Annotated in this window: 13 protein-coding genes and 1 riboswitch; of the genes, 7 read left to right on the forward strand and 6 right to left on the reverse strand. The window is 68.2% G+C overall.

The window, feature by feature from the left end; translation table 11 throughout:
- Positions 1-183: 183 nt before the first annotated feature.
- Entirely contained in the window at positions 184-1173 is a 990-nt protein-coding gene (locus ASE22_RS15855; protein ID WP_056361713.1) for a DUF4272 domain-containing protein, read from the reverse strand.
- 106 nt (positions 1174-1279) lie between these two features.
- A complete protein-coding gene (gene thiC / locus ASE22_RS15860) occupies positions 1280-3154 on the reverse strand; it encodes a phosphomethylpyrimidine synthase ThiC (RefSeq protein ID WP_056362457.1) in 1875 nt (624 codons plus the stop codon).
- Between the two features lie 46 nt (positions 3155-3200).
- Positions 3201-3305: riboswitch (TPP riboswitch) on the reverse strand.
- A 93-nt stretch (positions 3306-3398) separates the two neighbouring features.
- Between thiC and crtY the strand changes: the two genes are divergently transcribed.
- From crtY to ASE22_RS27330, 7 genes are all read left to right on the forward strand, one after another.
- Complete coding sequence (crtY, locus tag ASE22_RS15865; RefSeq protein ID WP_235536447.1) at positions 3399-4532, forward strand: lycopene beta-cyclase CrtY; 1134 nt, start codon at positions 3399-3401, stop codon at positions 4530-4532.
- On the forward strand, positions 4529-5113 hold the full coding sequence (locus ASE22_RS15870; RefSeq protein WP_056361719.1) for a TIGR00730 family Rossman fold protein: 585 nt from the start codon (positions 4529-4531) through the stop codon (positions 5111-5113). Before crtY ends, ASE22_RS15870 begins: the two co-directional genes overlap by 4 nt.
- Before the next feature lie 94 nt (positions 5114-5207).
- The gene (locus tag ASE22_RS15875) at positions 5208-5654 is read left to right on the forward strand and encodes a hypothetical protein (protein ID WP_414886673.1); all 447 of its coding nucleotides are present in this window, start codon (positions 5208-5210) and stop codon (positions 5652-5654) included.
- A gap of 124 nt (positions 5655-5778) precedes the next feature.
- On the forward strand, positions 5779-6978 hold the full coding sequence (gene sucC / locus ASE22_RS15880; RefSeq protein ID WP_056361722.1) for an ADP-forming succinate--CoA ligase subunit beta: 1200 nt from the start codon (positions 5779-5781) through the stop codon (positions 6976-6978).
- 195 nt (positions 6979-7173) lie between these two features.
- Positions 7174-7923, forward strand: coding sequence for an electron transfer flavoprotein subunit beta/FixA family protein (locus tag ASE22_RS15885; RefSeq protein ID WP_056361725.1), 750 nt, complete (start codon positions 7174-7176; stop codon positions 7921-7923).
- The gene (locus ASE22_RS15890; protein WP_056361727.1) at positions 7920-8849 is read left to right on the forward strand and encodes an electron transfer flavoprotein subunit alpha/FixB family protein; all 930 of its coding nucleotides are present in this window, start codon (positions 7920-7922) and stop codon (positions 8847-8849) included. The genes ASE22_RS15885 and ASE22_RS15890 overlap by 4 nt, the downstream gene beginning before the upstream one ends.
- Positions 8850-9008: 159 nt before the next feature.
- Positions 9009-9182 carry a Thivi_2564 family membrane protein gene (locus ASE22_RS27330; RefSeq protein WP_012049385.1) on the forward strand — a complete coding sequence of 58 codons (174 nt, stop codon included), beginning with the start codon at positions 9009-9011 and terminating at the stop codon, positions 9180-9182.
- Between the two features lie 129 nt (positions 9183-9311).
- On the opposite strand, the gene ASE22_RS15895 is transcribed toward ASE22_RS27330, so the two are convergent.
- The 4 genes from ASE22_RS15895 to ASE22_RS15910 all read right to left on the reverse strand — a co-directional run bounded on the left by ASE22_RS15895 (position 9312) and on the right by ASE22_RS15910 (position 20042).
- Complete coding sequence (locus ASE22_RS15895; protein WP_056362463.1) at positions 9312-10682, reverse strand: UdgX family uracil-DNA binding protein; 1371 nt, start codon at positions 10680-10682, stop codon at positions 9312-9314.
- A gap of 115 nt (positions 10683-10797) precedes the next feature.
- A complete protein-coding gene (locus ASE22_RS15900) occupies positions 10798-12036 on the reverse strand; it encodes a putative DNA modification/repair radical SAM protein (protein ID WP_056361731.1) in 1239 nt (412 codons plus the stop codon).
- 78 nt (positions 12037-12114) lie between these two features.
- Positions 12115-15222 carry a CHAT domain-containing protein gene (locus ASE22_RS15905; protein WP_056361733.1) on the reverse strand — a complete coding sequence of 1036 codons (3108 nt, stop codon included), beginning with the start codon at positions 15220-15222 and terminating at the stop codon, positions 12115-12117.
- Positions 15222-20042, reverse strand: coding sequence for a beta strand repeat-containing protein (locus ASE22_RS15910; RefSeq protein WP_056361737.1), 4821 nt, complete (start codon positions 20040-20042; stop codon positions 15222-15224). The genes ASE22_RS15905 and ASE22_RS15910 overlap by 1 nt, the downstream gene beginning before the upstream one ends.

The following is a 20042-nucleotide window of genomic DNA, read 5'->3' on the forward strand; positions in this document are numbered from 1 at the left end:
CCAGCATGTTGCGGGAGCCATGAGCAACGCCTCGTCATTCCGGCGAAAGCCGGTAGATCATTGATCCTGGACCTGCGGGCAGGCGCATCTCCCGGTAAGAGAAGGGAGATCCCGGCTTTCGCCAGGATGACGGTCGGGGGATTTTCGGACGCAACCGCTTATACAAGGTCCCGCATATCGCTATCAGCTCCAACTGATCCGATCGGGATTGATGACCCATTGCAACGCCGCGTAGCGGCGCTGGGCGGACTCGACCTTATAGGCGTTTTCATCGGAGGGATCGCGGGCATATTCCGCGTCGGCGTGACGGGAGAGGTCACGATATCGCTCGGCCATGCCCGCGAGCTCCCGCGCGGACCTCAGTTCTGCCGCCAGGAACCGCTCCACGCTCATGGAGCCGGCCGGCGGCACGGTTTCGATGATCGTGGATATGTCGGGGTCCTCGCCAGCAGGCGACATATCGGCGGCGCCGAGCGCCCAGAGCAGGGCTATCAGCCGCTCTACCTCCCACCCCGCCGCAGCGCGGCGCTGATCCGTCAAACGGAATTTGGCGAACAGGTCGACTTCATCCGACGTCATGACAACAGGCAGAGCCTGTTCGGCGAGCCATTCGACAATCTTGAGCCTGTCCACACCGAGCGACAACTGGACAGCGGCGGACAGAAGCAGGGCTCTGCCAGCCACTTCGGATGCCGATCGAATCGGGATGCCGCGATTGCCGGACAGTATCCGGCAGCCCTGCCCCCGCAGCGTGATCTCGAAACAGGCCTCGCTGAGCTGTGCCATGGTCGACGCCGACCGAATGCCAGCCAGCGCCTCGTCGCCCTCGTCGAAGATCCGCACCGCCTCCGCTTCGACACGCGCCCGCGCGGCAAGGAAGTCCTGGGGCTCGATCTCCTGAAGCTCAACCTCGAGTTCTTCTCGGTCGGCGTCGGCCCGGCCGAACCGCCACCACCTCTTCCGGGGTGGCTCGGCCGGGACCAGCCCCGAAACGACCCAGCGTCGTCCGGCGCTGTCGACGATCTCCAGTCCCAGATGGCGGTCCTGGCCCGCGAGCCAGCCCGTCTTGCCGAGAAGAAGCGCCTTGTCTTCGAACGGCATCACGTCCCCGTCCCTGGGAAAGCCCAGGACAGGGAATGCAAAATCCGCCCGTGTCATGAAGATACCCGCCATATCGCCTCCCCGAATCGGAACGTAAGGAGAACGATACTGGCCGGAGCGTCAATTGCAACCCGCTGATGGCATCAGAAACGGATCGGACAGGTCAGACGGAGATCGCTCACTCCGCCGCCGGCAGGTAGATCTCCCCGCCCTTCTCCTTGAACACCTCGCTCATCGCGCGCATCCCCGCCTCGGCGTCGCCCGCCGCGATGAAGCTGTCCACCGGGGCGTTCTTGGTCGCGGCGAAGTCGCGGACTTCCTGGGTGATCTTCATCGAGCAGAATTTCGGCCCGCACATCGAGCAGAAATGCGCGGTCTTGGCGCCTTCGGCCGGGAGGGTCTGGTCGTGATATTGCTCGGCCGTGTCGGGATCGAGCGACAGGTTGAACTGGTCGCGCCAGCGGAATTCGAAGCGGGCGCGGCTCAGCGCGTCGTCGCGCAGCTTGGCGGCCGGGTGGCCCTTGGCGAGATCGGCCGCATGGGCGGCGAGCTTGTAGGTTACGACGCCGACCTTGACGTCGTCGCGGTCGGGCAGGCCGAGATGCTCCTTCGGCGTCACGTAGCAGAGCATCGCCGTGCCGAACCAGCCGATCATCGCGGCACCGATCGCCGAGGTGATATGGTCGTAGCCGGGGGCGATGTCGGTGGTCAGCGGCCCGAGCGTGTAGAAGGGCGCCTCGCCGCACGCCTCGAGCTGCTTGTCCATGTTCGCCTTGATCTTGTGCATCGGCACATGGCCGGGGCCCTCGATCATCACCTGCACATCGTGCTTCCAGGCGATCTGGGTCAGTTCGCCCAGCGTCTTGAGCTCGGAGAACTGCGCTTCGTCATTGGCGTCGGCGATCGAGCCGGGACGCAGGCCGTCGCCCAGCGAGAAGGCGACGTCATAGGCCTTCATGATCTCGCAGATTTCCTCGAACCGCTCGTAGAGGAAGCTTTCCTTGTGATGGCTCAGGCACCATTTCGCCATGATCGAGCCGCCGCGGCTGACGATGCCGGTGACGCGCTTTGCGGTCATCGGGATGAAGGGCAGGCGGACGCCGGCATGGATGGTGAAATAGTCGACGCCCTGCTCGGCCTGCTCGATCAGCGTGTCGCGGAAGATTTCCCAGGTCAGGTCCTCGGCGACGCCGTTCACCTTCTCCAGCGCCTGGTAGATCGGCACGGTGCCGATCGGCACCGGCGAGTTGCGCAGGATCCATTCGCGGGTGTCGTGGATGTTGCGGCCGGTCGACAGGTCCATGACGGTGTCGGCGCCCCAGCGGATCGACCAGACCATCTTGTCGACCTCGGCCGCGACGTCGGAGGCGACCGCCGAATTGCCGATATTGGCGTTGATCTTGACCAGGAAGTTGCGGCCGATCGCCATCGGCTCCGATTCGGGGTGGTTGATGTTGCTGGGGATGATCGCCCGGCCGCGCGCCACTTCGCTGCGGACGAACTCGGGCGTGACATAATCGGGGATCTCGGCGCCGAAATCCTCGCCGTCGCGCAGCAGCTTCTCCTTGAGCGCGGCGCGGCCGACATTCTCGCGGATCGCGACATATTCCATCTCGGGGGTGATGATGCCGCGCCGGGCATAATGCATCTGCGAGACGTTCTGCCCCGCCTTGGCGCGCAGCGGGCGCTGCACCACGTTCGGGAAGGGGGTGACGCCGCCCGAGCGGTCGGGGCCCTTCAATCCATTGTCCTCGGGCTTGATGCCGCGGCCGTCATATTCCTCGACGTCGCCGCGGCCGACGATCCAGTCGCGGCGCAGCGCGGGCAGGCCCGCCATGATGTCGATATGGGCGTTGCCGTCGGTATAGGGGCCCGAGCAGTCGTAGACGCGCACCGGCACCTCGTTCGCCGACGGCTCCAGCGCGATCTCGCGCATGGCGACGCGCACGGGCGGGCGGGACGCATTGGGGGCGCCCTCGACATGGATCTTGCGCGATCCCCGGATCGGACCGGTGGTCACCTTCATTTCGGTACGCGCGGGGATATCGGCCATGTCGAGCACTCCAAAGGTGGCTCGCATCGCGCAAAGGGAAGAAACACCGCTGCCGGCACTCCCTTCCTACGCCGGTGCGAGCCGGATCAGGTTCAGCGGGTCGTGGGCATCGCAGCCCACCTCTCAGCCTAAGGCTCCCCGGGGATGCCGGCGATGGTAACGGAAGACGCGGCCGGGCGAAAGAGGCGTCTGCGTACTGGTATCGCGCGCAACCAATGTATAAGCCGGCGCCATGAGCGGCGTTATGTGCGATCTCGCCATCATCGGTGGCGGCCTTTCGGGCGGGCTGATCGCCCTGGCCGCGCGGCGGGCGCGCCCGGATCGGCGCATATTGCTGATCGAGGCGGCGCCGTCGCTGGGCGGCGCGCATCTGTGGTCCTTCCTCGACAGCGACATCGCGGAGGAGGACCGCCCGCTGCTCCAGCCGCTGGTCAACTATGGCTGGCGCGAGTTCGCGGTGGTCTTCCCGCAGTACAAGCGGGCGCTGCCCTTTCCCTTCTACAGCATCCGGTCCGACCGGTTCGACGCGACCTTGCGCGAGGCGATGCCGGCCGAGAGCATATTGACCGGGCGGCGCGCGCTGGGGGTCGCGCCCGACGGCGTGGTGCTGGAGGACGGGACGATGATCGGCGCGGGCGGCGTCATCGACGCGCGGGGGCCCGCCGACCTGTCGCTGCTCGACCTCCATTACCGCAAGTTCGTCGGCTATGAGCTGACCCTCGACGGCCCCCACAGCGTGCGCCGCGCCACGCTGATCGACGCCGCCGCCGATCCGGCCGAGGGCTTCCAATATATGGAGATGCTGCCGATCGAGGCCGACCGGCTGTTCATCGAGGACGTCCGCTACGAAAGCTGGCCCGACATCGACATGACCGACCATGGCAACCGCATCGTCAACCATGCGGCGCGGTTCGGCTGGCGGATCCGCGGGTCGGCGCGCGGCCAGGCGGGGATATTGCCGATCGCGCTGGGCGGCGACTTCGCCGATTACTGGCGCTCGGGCGGCGAGGGTGTCGCCAAGGTCGGGCTGCGCGCCGGGCTGTTCCATCCGGTCAGCGGCAATTCGCTGGCCGATGCCGCGCGCACCGCGCAGCTGGTGGCGCAGGCCGACGACTGGTCGGGGGCCGCGCTCCACGCGATGCTTCACGACCATGCCGCCCGCGCCTGGGCGAAACGCGACTATTATCGCCGCTTCGCCCGCCGGATGCTGCGCGAGACGCCGCCGCAGGAGGGGTACAGGATGCTCGAGAGCCTCTATGCGATGGACGCCGACCTGATCGCGCGCTTCCACGGCATGCGGCTCGGCTTCGCCGACCGGATCGCGCTCGGCCTGGGCGACGGGCCGATGCCGCTCCGCGCGGCGGTGCGGGGCCGATGATCAGGACGCTGTGCGTGTTCTGCGGGTCGAGCCCCGGCTTCGACCCGGCCCACGGCGCCGCCGCCCGCGCGCTCGGCGCCGCGCTGGCCGGCGCGGGGATCGACCTGGTCTATGGCGGCGGCCGGGTCGGCCTGATGGGCATGGTCGCCGATTCGGTGATGGCGGCGGGCGGCCGCGTCACCGGCGTGATCCCCCGGGCGCTCGCCGACCTGGAGGTCGCGCATCGCGGGCTGACCGAGCTGCACGTCGTCGGATCGATGCACGAGCGCAAGGCGCTGATGGCCGACCGCTCGGACGGCTTCATCGCGCTGTCGGGCGGGATCGGCACCTTCGAGGAGCTGTTCGAGATCTGGACCTGGGGCCAGCTCGGCGACCATGCCAAGCCGGTCGCGCTGCTCAACGTCGCGGGCTTCTACGACAAGCTGGCGGGCTTCCTCGACGATGTCGTCGCGGCGGGCTTCCTGCGCGACGCCCACCGGTCGATGCTGATGGTCGACGACGACCCGGCGGCGCTGGTGCGGCGGATGCAGGACTATCGGCCGCCCATCGTCGAGAAGTGGATCGGGCGCGAGCAGCGGTGAAGCGATTGGAAAACTGAAAAGTGAACGTCATGCCAACGGCGGCTGGCATCCATGTCTGTTTTCACCCGCGATGGTCATCAAGGAGACGAGAGACATGGACCCCAGCCTTCGCTGGCATGATGGAGAAAAGGTCATCCTCCGCTTCCATTCGTTCATGGCGCATCAAGCCGGCCCGGCGCAGAAGCGCGCCGTTCCGTTCCCGAAAGATCAGGCCATGGTCCGTCCGCTCGCCCTTCTCGCCCCCGTCGCCCTGCTCGCCGCGCTGGCCGGCTGCGCCACCGTCTCGCCCGAGGCGCGGGTGCGCAGCAAGCTGATCGAGGCCGGCATCCGCCCCCCGGTCGCCGGCTGCATGGCCGAGCGGATGGTCGACCGGCTGTCGCTGGTCCAGCTCAAGCGGCTCCAGTCGCTCGGCGGACTGGACAGCCACGACGTGCGCGGGATGAGCATCGACGAGCTGGTCCACCGGCTGCGCGCGCTGCAGGATCCGGAGATCGTCTCGGTCGTCCTCAAGTCCGGAATCGGCTGCTCGATCGCGGGCTGATTGCATTCGCGAAAGAATCTCTATCGCGGCGCAATATCCGATTCGCCCATGTTGGGGTTTTCAACGCCGCCCATTCATGCTTTAGCGCCTGCCGATCCGATCGGTTTTCAAGGGACGCTCACGCATGAACATCCATGAATATCAGGCCAAGGAACTGCTCGCGAAGTTCGGCGCCGCAGTCCCGGCCGGCTACGCCGCGCTGACCGTCGACGAGGCGGTCGAGGCGGCGAAGAAGCTCCCCGGGCCGATCTATGTCGTCAAGGCGCAGATCCACGCCGGCGGCCGCGGCAAGGGCAAGTTCAAGGAACTGCCGGCCGAGGCGAAGGGCGGCGTCCGCCTGTCCAAGTCGATCGACGAGGTGAAGGCCAACGCCACCGACATGCTCGGCAACACGCTGGTCACCATCCAGACGGGCGAGGCCGGCAAGCAGGTCAACCGCCTCTATGTGACCGACGGCGCCGACATCAAATCCGAATATTATCTGTCGATGCTGGTCGATCGAAAGACCGGCCGCATCGCCATGATCGTGTCGACCGAGGGCGGCATGGACATCGAGGAGGTCGCCCATTCGACCCCCGAGAAGATCCGCACCATCGTGATCGACCCGGCCGAGGGCTTCCAGCCGCACCATGGCCGCGCGGTCGCCTTCGCGCTCAAGCTGAAGGGCGATCTCAACAAGCAGGCGGTCAAGCTCGCCGAGCAGCTCTACAACGCCTTCGTCGCCACCGACATGTCGATGCTCGAGGTCAATCCGCTGGTCGAGACCACCGACGGCAAGCTGCTCGTCCTCGACGCGAAGGTCAGCTTCGATTCGAACGCGCTCTACCGCCACCCGGACATCCTCGCCCTGCGCGACGAGTCCGAGGAGGACCCGGCCGAGATCGAGGCGTCCAAATATGATCTCGCCTATATCAAGCTCGACGGCGACATCGGCTGCATGGTCAACGGCGCCGGCCTCGCCATGGCGACGATGGACATCATCAAGCTCAACGGCATGTTCCCGGCCAACTTCCTCGACGTCGGCGGCGGCGCCTCGAAGGAGAAGGTGACGGCGGCGTTCAAGATCATTCTCGCCGATCCCGCGGTGAAGGGCATCCTCGTCAACATCTTCGGCGGCATCATGAAGTGCGACATCATCGCCGACGGCATCGTCGCCGCCGCCAAGGAAGTGAACCTGTCAGTGCCGCTGGTCGTCCGCCTCGAAGGCACCAACGTCCAGCAGGGCAAGGACATCCTCGCGGGTTCGGGCCTGCCGATCGTCGCGGCCGACGACCTGGGCGACGCCGCGCGCAAGATCGTCGCCGAGGTGAAGAAGGCGGCCTGAGCATCCCGTCACGGGCCGGCCAAGCATCCCGTCGCATTTGCAAAACGGTAGTTCGCAGTTTCGCAAGTTCGCATTTGATTTGACCGGCCCGAGCGGCAATGGCGATCGGGCACCGGCCGTTTCCCCGAGGAGCGGCCCCTCATGGATATGGATACGGCCTCCCCAGGGCAGATGCCAAGGCCAAGGAGTGAAGCTATGAAGGTCCTCGTACCCGTGAAGCGGGTGATCGATTACAACGTCAAGCCGCGCGTCAAGATGGACGGCACCGGCGTCGACCTCGCCAACGTCAAGATGTCGATGAACCCGTTCGACGAGATCGCGGTCGAAGAAGCGATCCGCCTGAAGGAAAAGGGCGTCGCGACCGAGATCATCGCGGTGTCGATCGGCGAGCAGAAGGCGCAGGAAACGCTGCGCACCGCGCTCGCGATGGGCGCCGACCGCGCGATCCTGATCGTCAGCGAGACCGAGGTCGAGCCGCTCGGCGTCGCCAAGCTGCTCGCCAAGATCGTCGAGGAGGAGGCCCCCGGCCTCGTCATCCTCGGCAAGCAGGCGATCGACGACGATTCGAACCAGACCGGCCAGATGCTGGCGGCCCTCACCGGCCGGCCGCAGGGCACCTTCGCCTCGAAGGTCGAGGTCGAGGGCGACATGGTCAAGGTCACCCGCGAGGTCGACGGCGGCCTCGAGACGGTCAGCCTCAAGACCCCCGCGATCGTCACCACCGACCTGCGCCTCAACGAGCCGCGCTATGCCTCGCTGCCGAACATCATGAAGGCCAAGTCCAAGCCGCTCGCGCAGAAGACCCCGGCCGACTACGGCGTCGACGTCACCCCGCGCCTCAAGACGCTCAAGGTCGCCGAGCCGCCGAAGCGCTCAGCCGGCATCAAGGTCGCCGATGTCGATGAACTGGTGGCCAAGCTCAAGGCTCTGGGAGTTGCGGCATGAAGACGCTCGTTTGGGTTGAGCATGAGGGCGGCGCCGTCAAGGACGCCACCCTCTCGGCGATCACCGCCGCGTCGAAGCTGGGCGAGGTCCACCTGCTGGTCGCGGGCGAGGGCGTGGGCGGCGTCGCCGACGCGGCCGCGAAGATCGCCGGCGTGGGCAAGGTCCATGTCGCCGACGGCGCGGCCTATGCCAACGCGCTGCCGGAGAATGTCGCGCCGCTGGTCGTCGAGCTGATGGGCCATCACGACGCCTTCGTCGCGCCGGCCACCGCCAACGGCAAGAACATCGCGCCGCGCGTCGCGGCCCTGCTCGACGTCATGCAGATCTCCGAGATCCTCTCGGTCGAGAGCGAGGACAGCTTCACCCGTCCGACCTATGCCGGCAACGCGATCGCGACGGTGCAGTCTTCGGACGCCAAGAAGGTGATCACCGTCCGCGCCACCGCTTTCGAGAAGGCGGCGCGCGAGGGCGGCTCGGGCAGCATCGAAGCGGTTTCGGGCGGCGGCGACGCCGGCCTCTCCAGCTTCGTCGGCGCCGAGATCTCCAAGTCCGAGCGCCCCGAGCTGACGTCGGCCAAGGTGATCGTCTCGGGCGGCCGGGCTCTCCAGAACGGCGAGAACTTCCACGCGATCATCGAGCCGCTCGCCGACAAGCTCGGCGCCGCGGTCGGCGCCTCGCGCGCTGCGGTCGACGCGGGCTATGTCCCGAACGACTATCAGGTCGGACAGACCGGCAAGATCGTCGCTCCCGAAGTCTATGTCGCCATCGGCATCTCGGGCGCGATCCAGCATCTCGCCGGCATGAAGGACTCGAAGACGATCATCGCGATCAACAAGGACGAGGAAGCCCCGATCTTCCAGGTGGCCGATTACGGCCTCGTCGGCGACCTGTTCAAGGTCGTGCCGGAGCTGACTTCCAAGCTCTGATCCGATCAATCCGGACACGCGAAGGGCGGGCGCCGCAGGGCGACCCGCCCTTTTTGTTTGGACCGCATGCCGCGCCGCTCCGGCGGACCCCGGAACAAACATCGCTGTTCCGGGTTCGTAAGGACACCAGCAATTCTAAACACAAACGGGGAGGACCCCATGCTGATTCATATCATTATCGTACTCATTATTGTCGGCGTTCTGCTGTGGTTGATCAACAACTACATCCCGATGGACGGCAAGATCAAAAGCATCCTGAACGTCGTCGTCGTGATCGTCGTGATCCTGTGGCTGCTCCAGGCGCTGGGGCTGCTCAGCGGCGTCGGCATCTAACCGGTCATTCCCCGGCGCTCTCTCCGGTTTCCCCTTTCCCGGAGAGAGCCTCGGGGGAATGTCATCCGACACCTGACCGTCGCCCCGGCATAAGCTGGGGCGACGCTTTTGGGGCGGGGGCGGATCAGCCTATTCGGCGGCCGCCTTGAGATCCCTCACGAACATCGCATATTCCTCCTCCGCACGCGCCTTGTCGGGCATGCGCAGCAGGAAGCTCGGATGGATCGTCGCGCGCGCCAGACCGCCGTCGGGCAGTTCCAGCGCGCGGCCGCGCACCGAGCTCAGCGTCGTGGCCTTGCCCAGCAGCGAATGGATCGCGGTCGTCCCCAACATGACGATCCGCCTCGGCGCGACGATCGCGCGCTCCTGGTCGATCCACCAGCGGCACGCCTTGATCTCTCCGGCATTGGGCTTCGCATGGATGCGGCGCTTGCCGCGCGGCTCGAACTTGAAATGCTTGACCGCGTTGGTGACGTAGGTGCGCGCCCGGTCGACCCCCGCCGCCTCGAGCGCTTCGTCGAGCATCCTGCCCGCCGGCCCCACGAAGGGCTTGCCGGCAAGGTCCTCCTGGTCGCCCGGCTGTTCGCCGACAATCATGAGGTCGGCATCGACCGGTCCCTCGCCGAACACCGTGCGCGTCGCGCATCGATACAGGTCGCAGCGCGTGCAATGCGCCGCTTCCTCGCGCAGCGCTTCCCACGCCTTCCCCGCATTGCCGGTAGCCTGGGCCCTGGGCACGATCCTCTCCACCATCCTCGTCTCGCGCGCCTGGGCGCCCGCGACCAGTTCGGGGATCAACGCGGTTTCGGGCATGTTGGCCCAATATTTTCGCGGCATCTCCTTGAGCATCGTTCCGACCTTCAGCCGGGCCGGGTTGAAGATCGACGCATAATAGCCCTTCCACAGCGCCTCGACCGGGTCCCCCGCCGGCGCATCGGCGCGGGTCGCCCCCGGCCCCTCGCGCAAGCTGCCGCCGTCCCAGTGGATCGACAGTTCGGGGGTCAGGATCGACCAGCGCATCGTCGCGAAGCGGCGCGCGAAGAAGCCCGCATTGGCGCGGACGATATGATGGTCGGGCTCGAACCAGGCGACATAGGCGCCGTCGATCTCGCGGAAGCGGACGAAGGCGCGCATCTTGTGGATGTCCCGGCGCACCTCCTTCGCCAGCTGTTCGAGCCGCCGCCGCAGCGGATCGGCCTCGTCCGCGATCGCGGCCGGTTCGTCGCGCAGACGGAGCAGCATCGCATAGAGCAGCGCGAAGCGCTCGGGGTCGCGGTGGAGCACCACGGTCTCGGCAAGATCGAGGAAGCGCTTCGACACCGCGAAGGGCGCAAGCCTCGGCGGCGGCAGCGGATCGCCCGCCCCGCCGAACAGGTCGACGCCCTCGCCCTCCACCTGCCAGACAATCGCGTCGGCCGCGACTCCGGCGAGCGCGGCCGCCCGCGCGCCATCGCGCCAGCCTTCATAGTCGTCGGGGCGGGACAGGGTCATGCGGTGCATCGATATCATTCTCCGTCCGTCACCCAGCGAAGACTGGGGTCTCAGGAGACGAGCGCGCGGCCAACCTCCTGAGATTCCGGCCTCCGCCGGAATGACGCATAAGCGAGCAACGCGCTCAGCCGCCGAACAGCTCCAGCTGCTCGACCAGCTTCGCCTTGAGCTCAATCCGATCGATCAACGCCGTCGGCCGCCAGTCGCTGGTGACGATGAACGGTCGCAGCTTGGCGATCGAGCGCGACAAGCGCCCGACATCGGCGAGCCCGAGCCGCCGCCAGCGCCGCGAGGCGAGGATCGCGTCGACCGCCTTCACCCCCAGTCCCGGCACCCGCAGCAGCAGCTCGCGCGGGGCGCGGTTGACGTCGACCGGGAAGCGTTCGCGCGCCTTCAGCGCCCAGGCGAGCTTGGGGTCGATGTCGAGCGGCAGCATCCCCTGCTCGTCGGTCGCATCGGCGACCTCGGCGGGGCGATAGCCGTAGAAGCGCATCAGCCAGTCGGACTGGTAGAGCCGGTGCTCGCGCATCAGCGGCGGGCGGCGCAACGGCAGGATCGCCGAGGCGTCGGGAATCGGGCTAAATGCCGAATAATAGACGCGGCGCAGCCCGAAGCGATCGTAGAGGCCGCTCGCGGTGGTCATGATGTCGCGGTCGTTGGCGGCATCGGCCCCGACGATCATCTGGGTCGACTGTCCGGCGGGGGCGAAGCGCGGCGCCGATTTGTAGCGCTTGCCGGCATCGGCGCCATCGTCGATCGCGGTCTTCATCCCCGCCATCGCGCCGCGGATCGTCTCCCCCGACTTCTCGGGCGCGAGCCGCTGGAGGCCGGCGGCGGTCGGCAGCTCGATGTTGATCGAGATGCGGTCGGCATGTCGGCCCGCCGCCTCGATCAGCGCCGGATCGGCGTCGGGAATCGTCTTGAGGTGGATATAGCCGCGGAACTGGTGGTCCTCGCGCAGCGACCGGGCGACCTCGACGATCTGCTCCATCGTATAGTCGGACGAGCGGATGATGCCCGAGGAGAGGAACAGACCCTCGATATAGTTGCGCCGGTAGAAGGCGAGGGTCAGGTCGACCACCTCCTTCGCGGTGAAGCGCGCGCGGCGGACGTTGGAGCTCTTCCGGTTGATGCAATAATGGCAGTCGAAGATGCAGCTGTTCGTCAGCAGGATCTTGAGCAGCGAGATGCAGCGGCCGTCGGGCGCATAGGCATGGCAGATGCCCATGCCCTCGGTCGACCCGATCCCCTTCGCCGCGCCGGCCGAATCGCGCTTCGCCGTGCCCGACGACGCGCAGGACGCGTCATATTTGGCGGCGTCGGCGAGGATTTCCAGTTTCTGGCGGACATCGAGCTGGGCCATATGTTCGTCATATGTTCCAAATCGCTCCCTGTCCAGCACGACCGATACGCCCGCCCCGCGAGGGGGCGGGCGCAGCCGTCAGCGGGTCGCCTGGACCGCGGCGCCCGGCGCGCTTGTCGCCGGCAGCAGCGGCCGCTCGCCGTCGCCGACGATCGCGAAGGCCGACCAGTAATAGGGGTGCGACGTATTGGCGTCGTCCATCAGGCCGATCTGCGCCTGCCGCATCGCAGTCGCCATCGCGGTCCCCGGCGGGGCCGTGAACAGTCCGCTGATCAGCCGCTTGGTCGCGTTGAAATCGTCCGGGACCGGCCAGTGGCTCGCGATCACGGTGCGGGCGCCCGCGCCGACGAAGGCGCGGACCAGGCCGTCGAGCGCGAAGTTGCCGCCGGTGGTGATGCCGGCCTCGCGGGTGGCCGAGATGGTCGCCATGCCCGCCGTGTCGCAGGCCGACAGGACGACGACGTCGGCGTCGAGCTTGAGGTCGAAGATCTCCTTGAACGACAGCAGGCCGTCCGAGGTGCCGCCGCCGAAGCTGGTCAGCAGCGCCGGGCGCGCCGGACATTCCGGGCGCGGGGCGGTGACCAGGCCGTGGGTCGCGAAGTGGATGATGCGATAATCGGCGAGATCGCTCAGCCCGGTGATCGCCGAGTCGGAGAAGTCGCCGCCGGTGATCAGCTTCGACTTGTCCTGGCCGATGATCCCGCTCGCCAGATAGAGTTCGGACGAGGAGATCGGGTTGTTCCAGTTGCTGAGCGGCCAGGCGCAGGAGTCGGTCATGGCCGGCGGCGGGACGAAGAAGGGGTTGAGCGCCGGCCGGGCATTCTCGCCCATGCCGAGATAGCCCTTGGTCGCCTTCGAGGCGGCGACGCCGCGGCCGTCGACGAAGGAGCGCGGGGACACCACGGTCGAGATGTCGCGGTCGCGGCCCAGCCAGTTGACGCCGCGGAAGTCAAAGTCGTCGGCATTGGGCTTCTTGAGCCGCGCCAGATAGGCGTCGACGCCCGACTGGTCGATCGGCAGCAGGTTGGCCGGAAGCTGGAGCAGCGGGCCGTCGGGCTCGAACACGAGGTTGGTGACCTTGTGCATGTCCGCGTCGACCGGCCCCATCAGGGTCAGATAGAGCTTGCGGGCGAGGACGACGTCGAACGGGTAGGTCGCGACCTGGCCATTCTCGATCTTCACCACCGAATCGCGGATCTGCGCGACGGTGTCCTCGAGTTGCTTGGTCGTCATGTCGAGCTTCCAGGCGCGCGCGACGTCGCGGGTGACGAACATCGCATAGGCGTCCTGGCCGACCAGCGTGGTCTTGTAATAGCCGTCGCCCGGCCGCAGCGCCTTCTGCAGTTCCTCGACCGACATCGTCTGCGGCGACAGCACGCGGTAGCGCGGGAACCTGGCGAGCTTGGCCTGCAGCACCGTCTGGTCGCGCGAATAGCGGGCCAGGCGAGCCTGCGCATCGGCCAGCGCGGGTCGTTCGGCGGGGTTGGGCGCAGCCGTCATCCGCGCGATCTCGCCGGTGGCGCGGGCGATGTAGCGCGACAGCGTCACCGACTGGCGGAACAGGCTCGACGCCTCGTCGTCACCGCCCGACAGCTCGCGGGCGAGCAGCGCCTGGGTCTGGGCGATGCCGGGCCGCAGCATCACCTGGCTCGCGCCGAACATCCGCGACACCGCGGTGGGATCGGTCGCCGAGCGTTCCGCGAGCAGGCGGAAATAGGGGCGCAGCAGCGTGCGGATCGAGGCCATGGCGCCCGGCAGATTCTCGGCCGCGGCGATAACCTCGCCATACATGGTGCCAGCGCGGTCGGCCTGGTCGTGGCGGCTGAGGAAGCCCGCGAAACGCGCCTTGGCGCCCAGCGAGACCGCCGTGTTCGGATGCTGGATCTCGACGACCTGGAGCGCGTCGGCGTAAAGGCGCTCGGCCTCGGCGACATTGCCCTCGGCCTCGGCGACCAGCGCCAGTTCCGACTGGATGCTGGCGCGCAGCCAGCCGGTGCTGTTGAGCCGGCCCTCGCGGATGTCCTGCATCGCGTCGACCGCCTCGGCGAAGGCAGCCTTCGCCTTGGGGAAATCCTTGTTGATGCGGTAGGCGGTGCCGCGCAGCTGGAGCGCCTGCACATCGAGGATCTGCGCCCGTTCGAAGGGCTGCAGCTGGCCGTCGAGCGCGCCGAGCTGGCTCATCGAGCTGTTCTCACGGTTGAGGTCGTCGGCGATATCGCCGCTGATCTCGCCCTGGGCGAGCTTGGCGTCGGCGACGCTGCGCGACTCGATCTCCGCCACCGGCTTGTTCAGTTCGGCGATCGCCTGCTTCAGCTTGTTCTGGTTCAGATAATGGATCGCGTAGAAGTTGCGCAGCATGCGTCCCAGCACGGGATCGGCCAGCGCGGCCGGGGTCGCGGCGCGCGCGAACAGAGCGTCGGCGGTGGTGAAGTTGCGCTGGTTCGATTCTTGGATCGCCTGGTTGGCGAGATATTCGGACAGCCGCGAATCGGCCTGGGGCTTCGAGGTATCGCGTTCGACGAGCGCCTCGAAGAACTCGGACGCCTCGGCATAGGAGCCGTCATTGTTGCGCGAATAGGCTTCGGCCAGCGCGCTCTCGCTGTCGAGCGCGCCCGCCTGGACCCGCGCGAAGGCGGCGGGATCGCCCGCCGAGGTCGTCGCGACCTGCACCTCGCCCTTGACGATCGCGTCGGCGACGATCGTGCGCAGGCCGAGCTGGAGCGCGCTGTCATAGCCGCCGAGCCCGTCGGCGACGTAGATCGTCCTGCCCTGGGTATAGGCATAGGTCTTGTAGGAGAGCTGGTTGGCGTCGACGCATTCGCGGACCCGGACGGTGCCGAGACCTTCCATCGCGACGCTGGTCGCTTCCTGGCAGGTCACCGGCGACTCGGTGTTGGCGATCACCCGCGCCACCGCGTCGTCGCCGCCCTTGCGCAGCGCGAACAGCCGGCCGACCGGAGCCGCCGCGTCGCGGCAGACGATCCGGTAGCCGCGGTCGAACATCGTCGACAGCACCGGGCTGACCGTGCGGATCTGCGCGGTGCAGAGCACCCCGCTCGAACCGATGCGGAAGCTGTTGCGCAGCGACAGGCCGCCGGGCTGGCTCGCCGCCGGGGCTGCCGAGGGAAGGCCGAGCGCCGCCGCGGCGAGCAGGCCGAGGCCCAGGGAAAGACGGTTGTTCCGCATCACTGGTCTTTCGCTCCATCCGGGGATTTTCCATTGGAAGGCTGCTGGCCGCCCGCGCCCGCCGGCTGGTCGGTCGCGCCGCCCGGGGACTGGTCGTTCCCTCCGCCCGAGCCCGAATCGCCGCCTCCGCCCGAGGATGCGCCGCCTCCGCCACTCAAGGGCTGGCCGCCCGCGCTGAACGACGGGCCCTCGCCGCCGCCCGACGAAGGCACGTCGCCCGCGCCGCCCAGCGACGCGCCACCCGCTCCGTCGCCGGGCGAACCACCCGCTCCGGCCGGACCGTTCGGCGCCGAACCCCCCGGTGCCGCCCCGCCCGTTGCGGGCGGCGACAGTCCGTCGGTCCCGCCCGGCGCGTCGCCAAGGCCGTCGGCGCCCTGCCACAGGCTGCTGTTGCCGCTGCTGAGCACCGGCGTGTCGATCTGCGCGCCGCCCGATCCGATGTTGCTCGTATCGATCAGCACGTTCGGGCCGCCGACCGCGCCGCCACTGGCGGTCGAGCTGCCGGCATCGCTGTCCTCGTCGCCACCCTCGTCGGCAGTGCTGTCGCCCCCGCCCGAAGCGGACGAACCGCCGGAGCCGCCCGCCGAGGCCACGCCCGTACCGGCGCCGGACTCACCACCCGAGGAGGTGCTCCTGATGCTGCCGCCGGCGACGCGCGTTCCCGTCAGCGATGCCTGGATGCTCGCGGCGATGTTGGTCGTCTCGGTCGTTACCGTCTCGTTCACCTCCGGGTCGTCGATCGCCGGCGGCGGCGGCGATACCGGCGGCGGCGGCGATACCGGCGGCGGCGGCGGCGATACCGGCGGCGGCGGCGACACCGGCGGCGGCGGCGATACCGGCGGCGGCGGCGACACTGGCGGCGGTGGCGATACCGGCGGCGGCGGCGACACCGGCGGCGACACGACTGGCGGCGGCGGCGATGTGAACCGGTCGACGATCGGACCGCAGGCGCCCTCGCCCACATGGCAGCCATCGGTCTGGAAGTTGATCGTTCCTGCCGCATCGTCGCGATAGAAGTTGAACGACGAGTCGGACGTGTAGGCGAGGAAGTCGCCGCCGAAGCTAATGTCGCTCGAGCCGGCAGTCACTTCGCTCGGCATCTCCGACGGCAGGCTGCCCTCGGCATACAGCGTCGTCGAACCGTCCACGCTGATCGTGCCGCCATCGGACGTCACGCCATCGCTGAACGGCGTCGTGCCCTGCTGCGAATTGCTGATCACGATCCGGCCAGCCTGGGTGCTCCCGCCTTCGGACAGCTGCTCCAGGCCGGAAACGTCGGCGAACAGCGAACCGCTGATCTGCACCGAACCAAGTTCGTTCGGCGACCCGTTGCGGCCGCCGGCCAACACGCCGGCAAAACCGCCGATCGCGCCGCCGTCGATTCCGTCGAGAGCCTCGCCGCCGCCATTATATCCGCCGCGGCCCACCGTGCCGGTGGCGTAGAGGTCGACCGACTGGTTCACCGAGGCCTGCACGCCGTACCCCGTCAGGAATACCGATCCGCCGACACCGATACCGCCGTCGCCGCCGGCCCCGCCGTTCATGGTGTCGCCGCCGTTGCCGCCGCTCTGCGCATAGCCGCCGTCGCCGCCCTGCCCGCCATAGCCCGAAGCGTCGGCGAGCACCGAGCCGAAGGCAGCGCTACCCGTGGTGGTCGAACTCGAGGGACCGCTGACCGTGCCGGCCTGGGCGAGGCCGCCGGTGCCGGTGCCGCCGGCGCCGCCATCGGCAACGATGATCGATTCCCCACCGCCGCCTGCGCCGCCCCGGCCGCCTTCACCGATCGACATCAGATAGGCGCTGCCGATATCGAGCCGTCCCGTGCCCGCCTGCGCGGCGATGAGGACGACTCCGCCCGTACCGTCGCCGCCTGCACCGCCGGGAAGGCTATCCTGGATCGCGAAGCCGCCGGAACCACCGAAGCCGCTGGTATCGACCAGCACCGAAGACCCCGATATGACGCCCTGGACCGGGGTATCGCCGGTCAGGCCGACGGCCTGGGCGAGGCCGCCGAAACCGTTGCCCCCGCTGCCGGTATTCGCGGCATCGTCGAAATCGCCATCCCCGCCGATGCCCCTCGCGACGAGCTGAACGCCGGCCGGATAGAGGCCTTCGCTACCCCCGCTGTCCAACGGCCCGATAGGCGGCTCCTCGCCGCCTGGGGGCAGGGGAGGCAACTCTCCGCCCTCGGGGGGCTCGAGAGGCGGCTGCTCTCCGCCCTCGCCCTCGCCCGTGCCGTTGAAGGTGATCGTGCCCTTGGTGGCGAGGGCCAGCGCGCCGCCGAAATCATTGCCCTGGTCGATGCCGCCATAGCCGGCGCCGCCGTCACGCCCCTTGCCGCCCTGGCCGCTGGCATCGGCGGTGGCGTTGCCGTTGAAGGTCATGGTGCCGCCAACCACTTCGAAACCAGCGAGACCGCCGCGGCCGACGCCGCCCGTCGACGGCTGCGCTCCGTTCTCGGACACCACATGATAGCCCGCGTCGCCGCCGGTGCCGAAGGCGGACATCAGCACGTCGCCATTGGCGGTGAGCTCGCCGCCGGCCGTGCGGATCGACAGGAGCGCCGTGCCGCCCTGGCCGGTGCCGCCGGTCGTCTTGCCGCCGCCACCCTGGCCTTCGGCGAAGAAATAGACATCGTTGAAGGTGAGATCGCCGGCACCGTCGCCTGCGATCAGCTTGCCCCCCGTTCCGAGACCGCCGGTGCTGTCGGTCGAAAGACCGCCCGAGCCGGTCGCGTCGGCATATACCGAACCGTCGAACTGAATCGTCGCGCCGCCGTCGACGGCCGCGATCGACAGCTGGCCGCCCGTGCCGGCGCCGCCGGTGCCCGTGGAGCTTTGTCCGCCGGTCCCCCTGAGATAGAGGTCGAGCCCGATCGAACCATCGGCGTAGGAGTGGATCGCGCTGCTGTTGCGCGCCTCGACGACGAACTCGCCACCCGTCGCCGTACCGCCGCCGGAAGAGGCCAGTTCGGACATGCCGCCCGAGACGTCGCCCGTCGCGTAGCCATAGAGGTTGATCGCGCCGGTGCCGCTCGCATAGAGACCGGCCGATCCGCCGACCGCATTGCCCGACGATCCCGATCCGAAGGTATAGCCGGCGACGCCATAAGCGTTGAACGTCGCGTCGACGCTCGACTGGCCGCTGCCGATGTTGATCGTGCCGCCCGAGGCGCGCAGTTCGACATGCCCCACCGGCGCTCCGGCGCTGGGCAGGATGCTCAGGGCATCGCCGCCGACGCCCGATCCGCTGCCGCCGAAGGCGTTGGCGGAAAGGCTGATCGATCCCGAGGTGACATTGACGCTGCTGCCGGTCGTCGCCTCGACGCTGACGATACCGCCGCGCGCGTCGCCGCCCACGCCGCTGCCGTTGCCGCTGCCGCCCGTGCCGTTCGCCGACGCGAAGAGGCCGCCGCTGAAGGTAATGTTGCCGCCCGCGGCGAGGACCGAGACGGTGCCGCCGCTGCCCATACCGCCCGTGCCGCTGCCGCCGGTACCCGATGCGGTGAGCGTGACACCATTGTCGAACAGCAACGTACCGTTGGCGGAGGTCAGGTTGATCGCGCCGCCCTGCGCGCTTCCGCTCGATCCGGTCCGCGACGCGTCGATCGAGACGCTGCCCTGGAAGGTCGTATCGGCCCCGGCGTAGATATTGACCGGTCCGCCGCCGGACGTGACGTTCAGGCCTCCGGCCACGGTGAGCGGGACGCCCGACCGGATGCTGAGCGGATCGGCCAGCGAAGGCAGGCCGCTGATGCTGACCGATCCGCTGCCGGCCCCTGCGGAGACCTCTCCGACGCCGCCGAGCGACCCGAAGGCGATGTCGCGCCCCGCCGACAGGACGATGCCGCGCTCGGTGGCCTGGGCGCCCTGTGCCACTTGGAAGCCGATGCTGCCGCCGAGCAGCATGGTGATGGCTTCGTTCTTGGGCACCGCGACGAAGTAGATCGGGTGGGCGAGGCCGTCCGCCGTGTTGATGACCCCCTGGCTGATGCCGCTATGAGTGATCCCGTCCGTCGCCAGGTCGGCACCCTCGCCGATTTCAATGTCGAACAGGCCGCTGGAATCATTGATCGACAAGCGCGCCTGCCTTGCCGAGATATAGGCGATGCCGCCCTCCGATTCGACCGTGCCGCCCTGCTCGATCTTGGGCGCCAGGACGGCAAAATAATTGTTGGTGGTGATGCTGGCGCTACTGTCGATCGTGACCGCCTGCCCGGCAATGCTGGTCTGCGTGGTGACGGCGGTAACATAATTGCCGCCGTCGAATTCGAGCCCATTCGGGACGTCGATGTCCGCCGTCGTCAGCAGCAGCCCGCCGACATCGAAGCTGGCGCCCGACCCGACCAATATGCCGTTGGGGCTGTAGAACCAGACATTGCCCTTCGGGGTGTCGGTGGTGATGGTGCCGTTCAGCGCGATCGACCGGCCGGCGGCGCCGCCGGTCGGGACGATCCGGTTGAGGACCGTATAGTCGCCATCGCCCGCCACGGCGCCACCGGCGACATAGTTGACGGTGTTGCCGGACGGGAGGAAGTCGATCGGCCCGCTGGTGCTGCTGGTATCGCTGGGGGTCCAGTTGATGAGGGCGGAAGGCGCGTTGACCGTGATCGTCGCGGTGCCGCCGCCCGTATCGCTGAAGGAGAAACCCGCATTGGGAGCGAAGCTGCCCTCGAAGCCGTTGGCCGCGAGCGTCTCCTTCGCCGGCAGGGCGAGGATGGTCGCAACCGCGAGGACCGAGGTCAGCGTTCTCGAATAGCGCCGGGCCGGCCCCCGATTGCGCCGGGCGAAGGGATCGGCGGAACAAGCTACCTTACGCAT

This window comes from Sphingomonas sp. Root720 (assembly GCF_001428605.1).
Taxonomy (GTDB): domain Bacteria; phylum Pseudomonadota; class Alphaproteobacteria; order Sphingomonadales; family Sphingomonadaceae; genus Rhizorhabdus.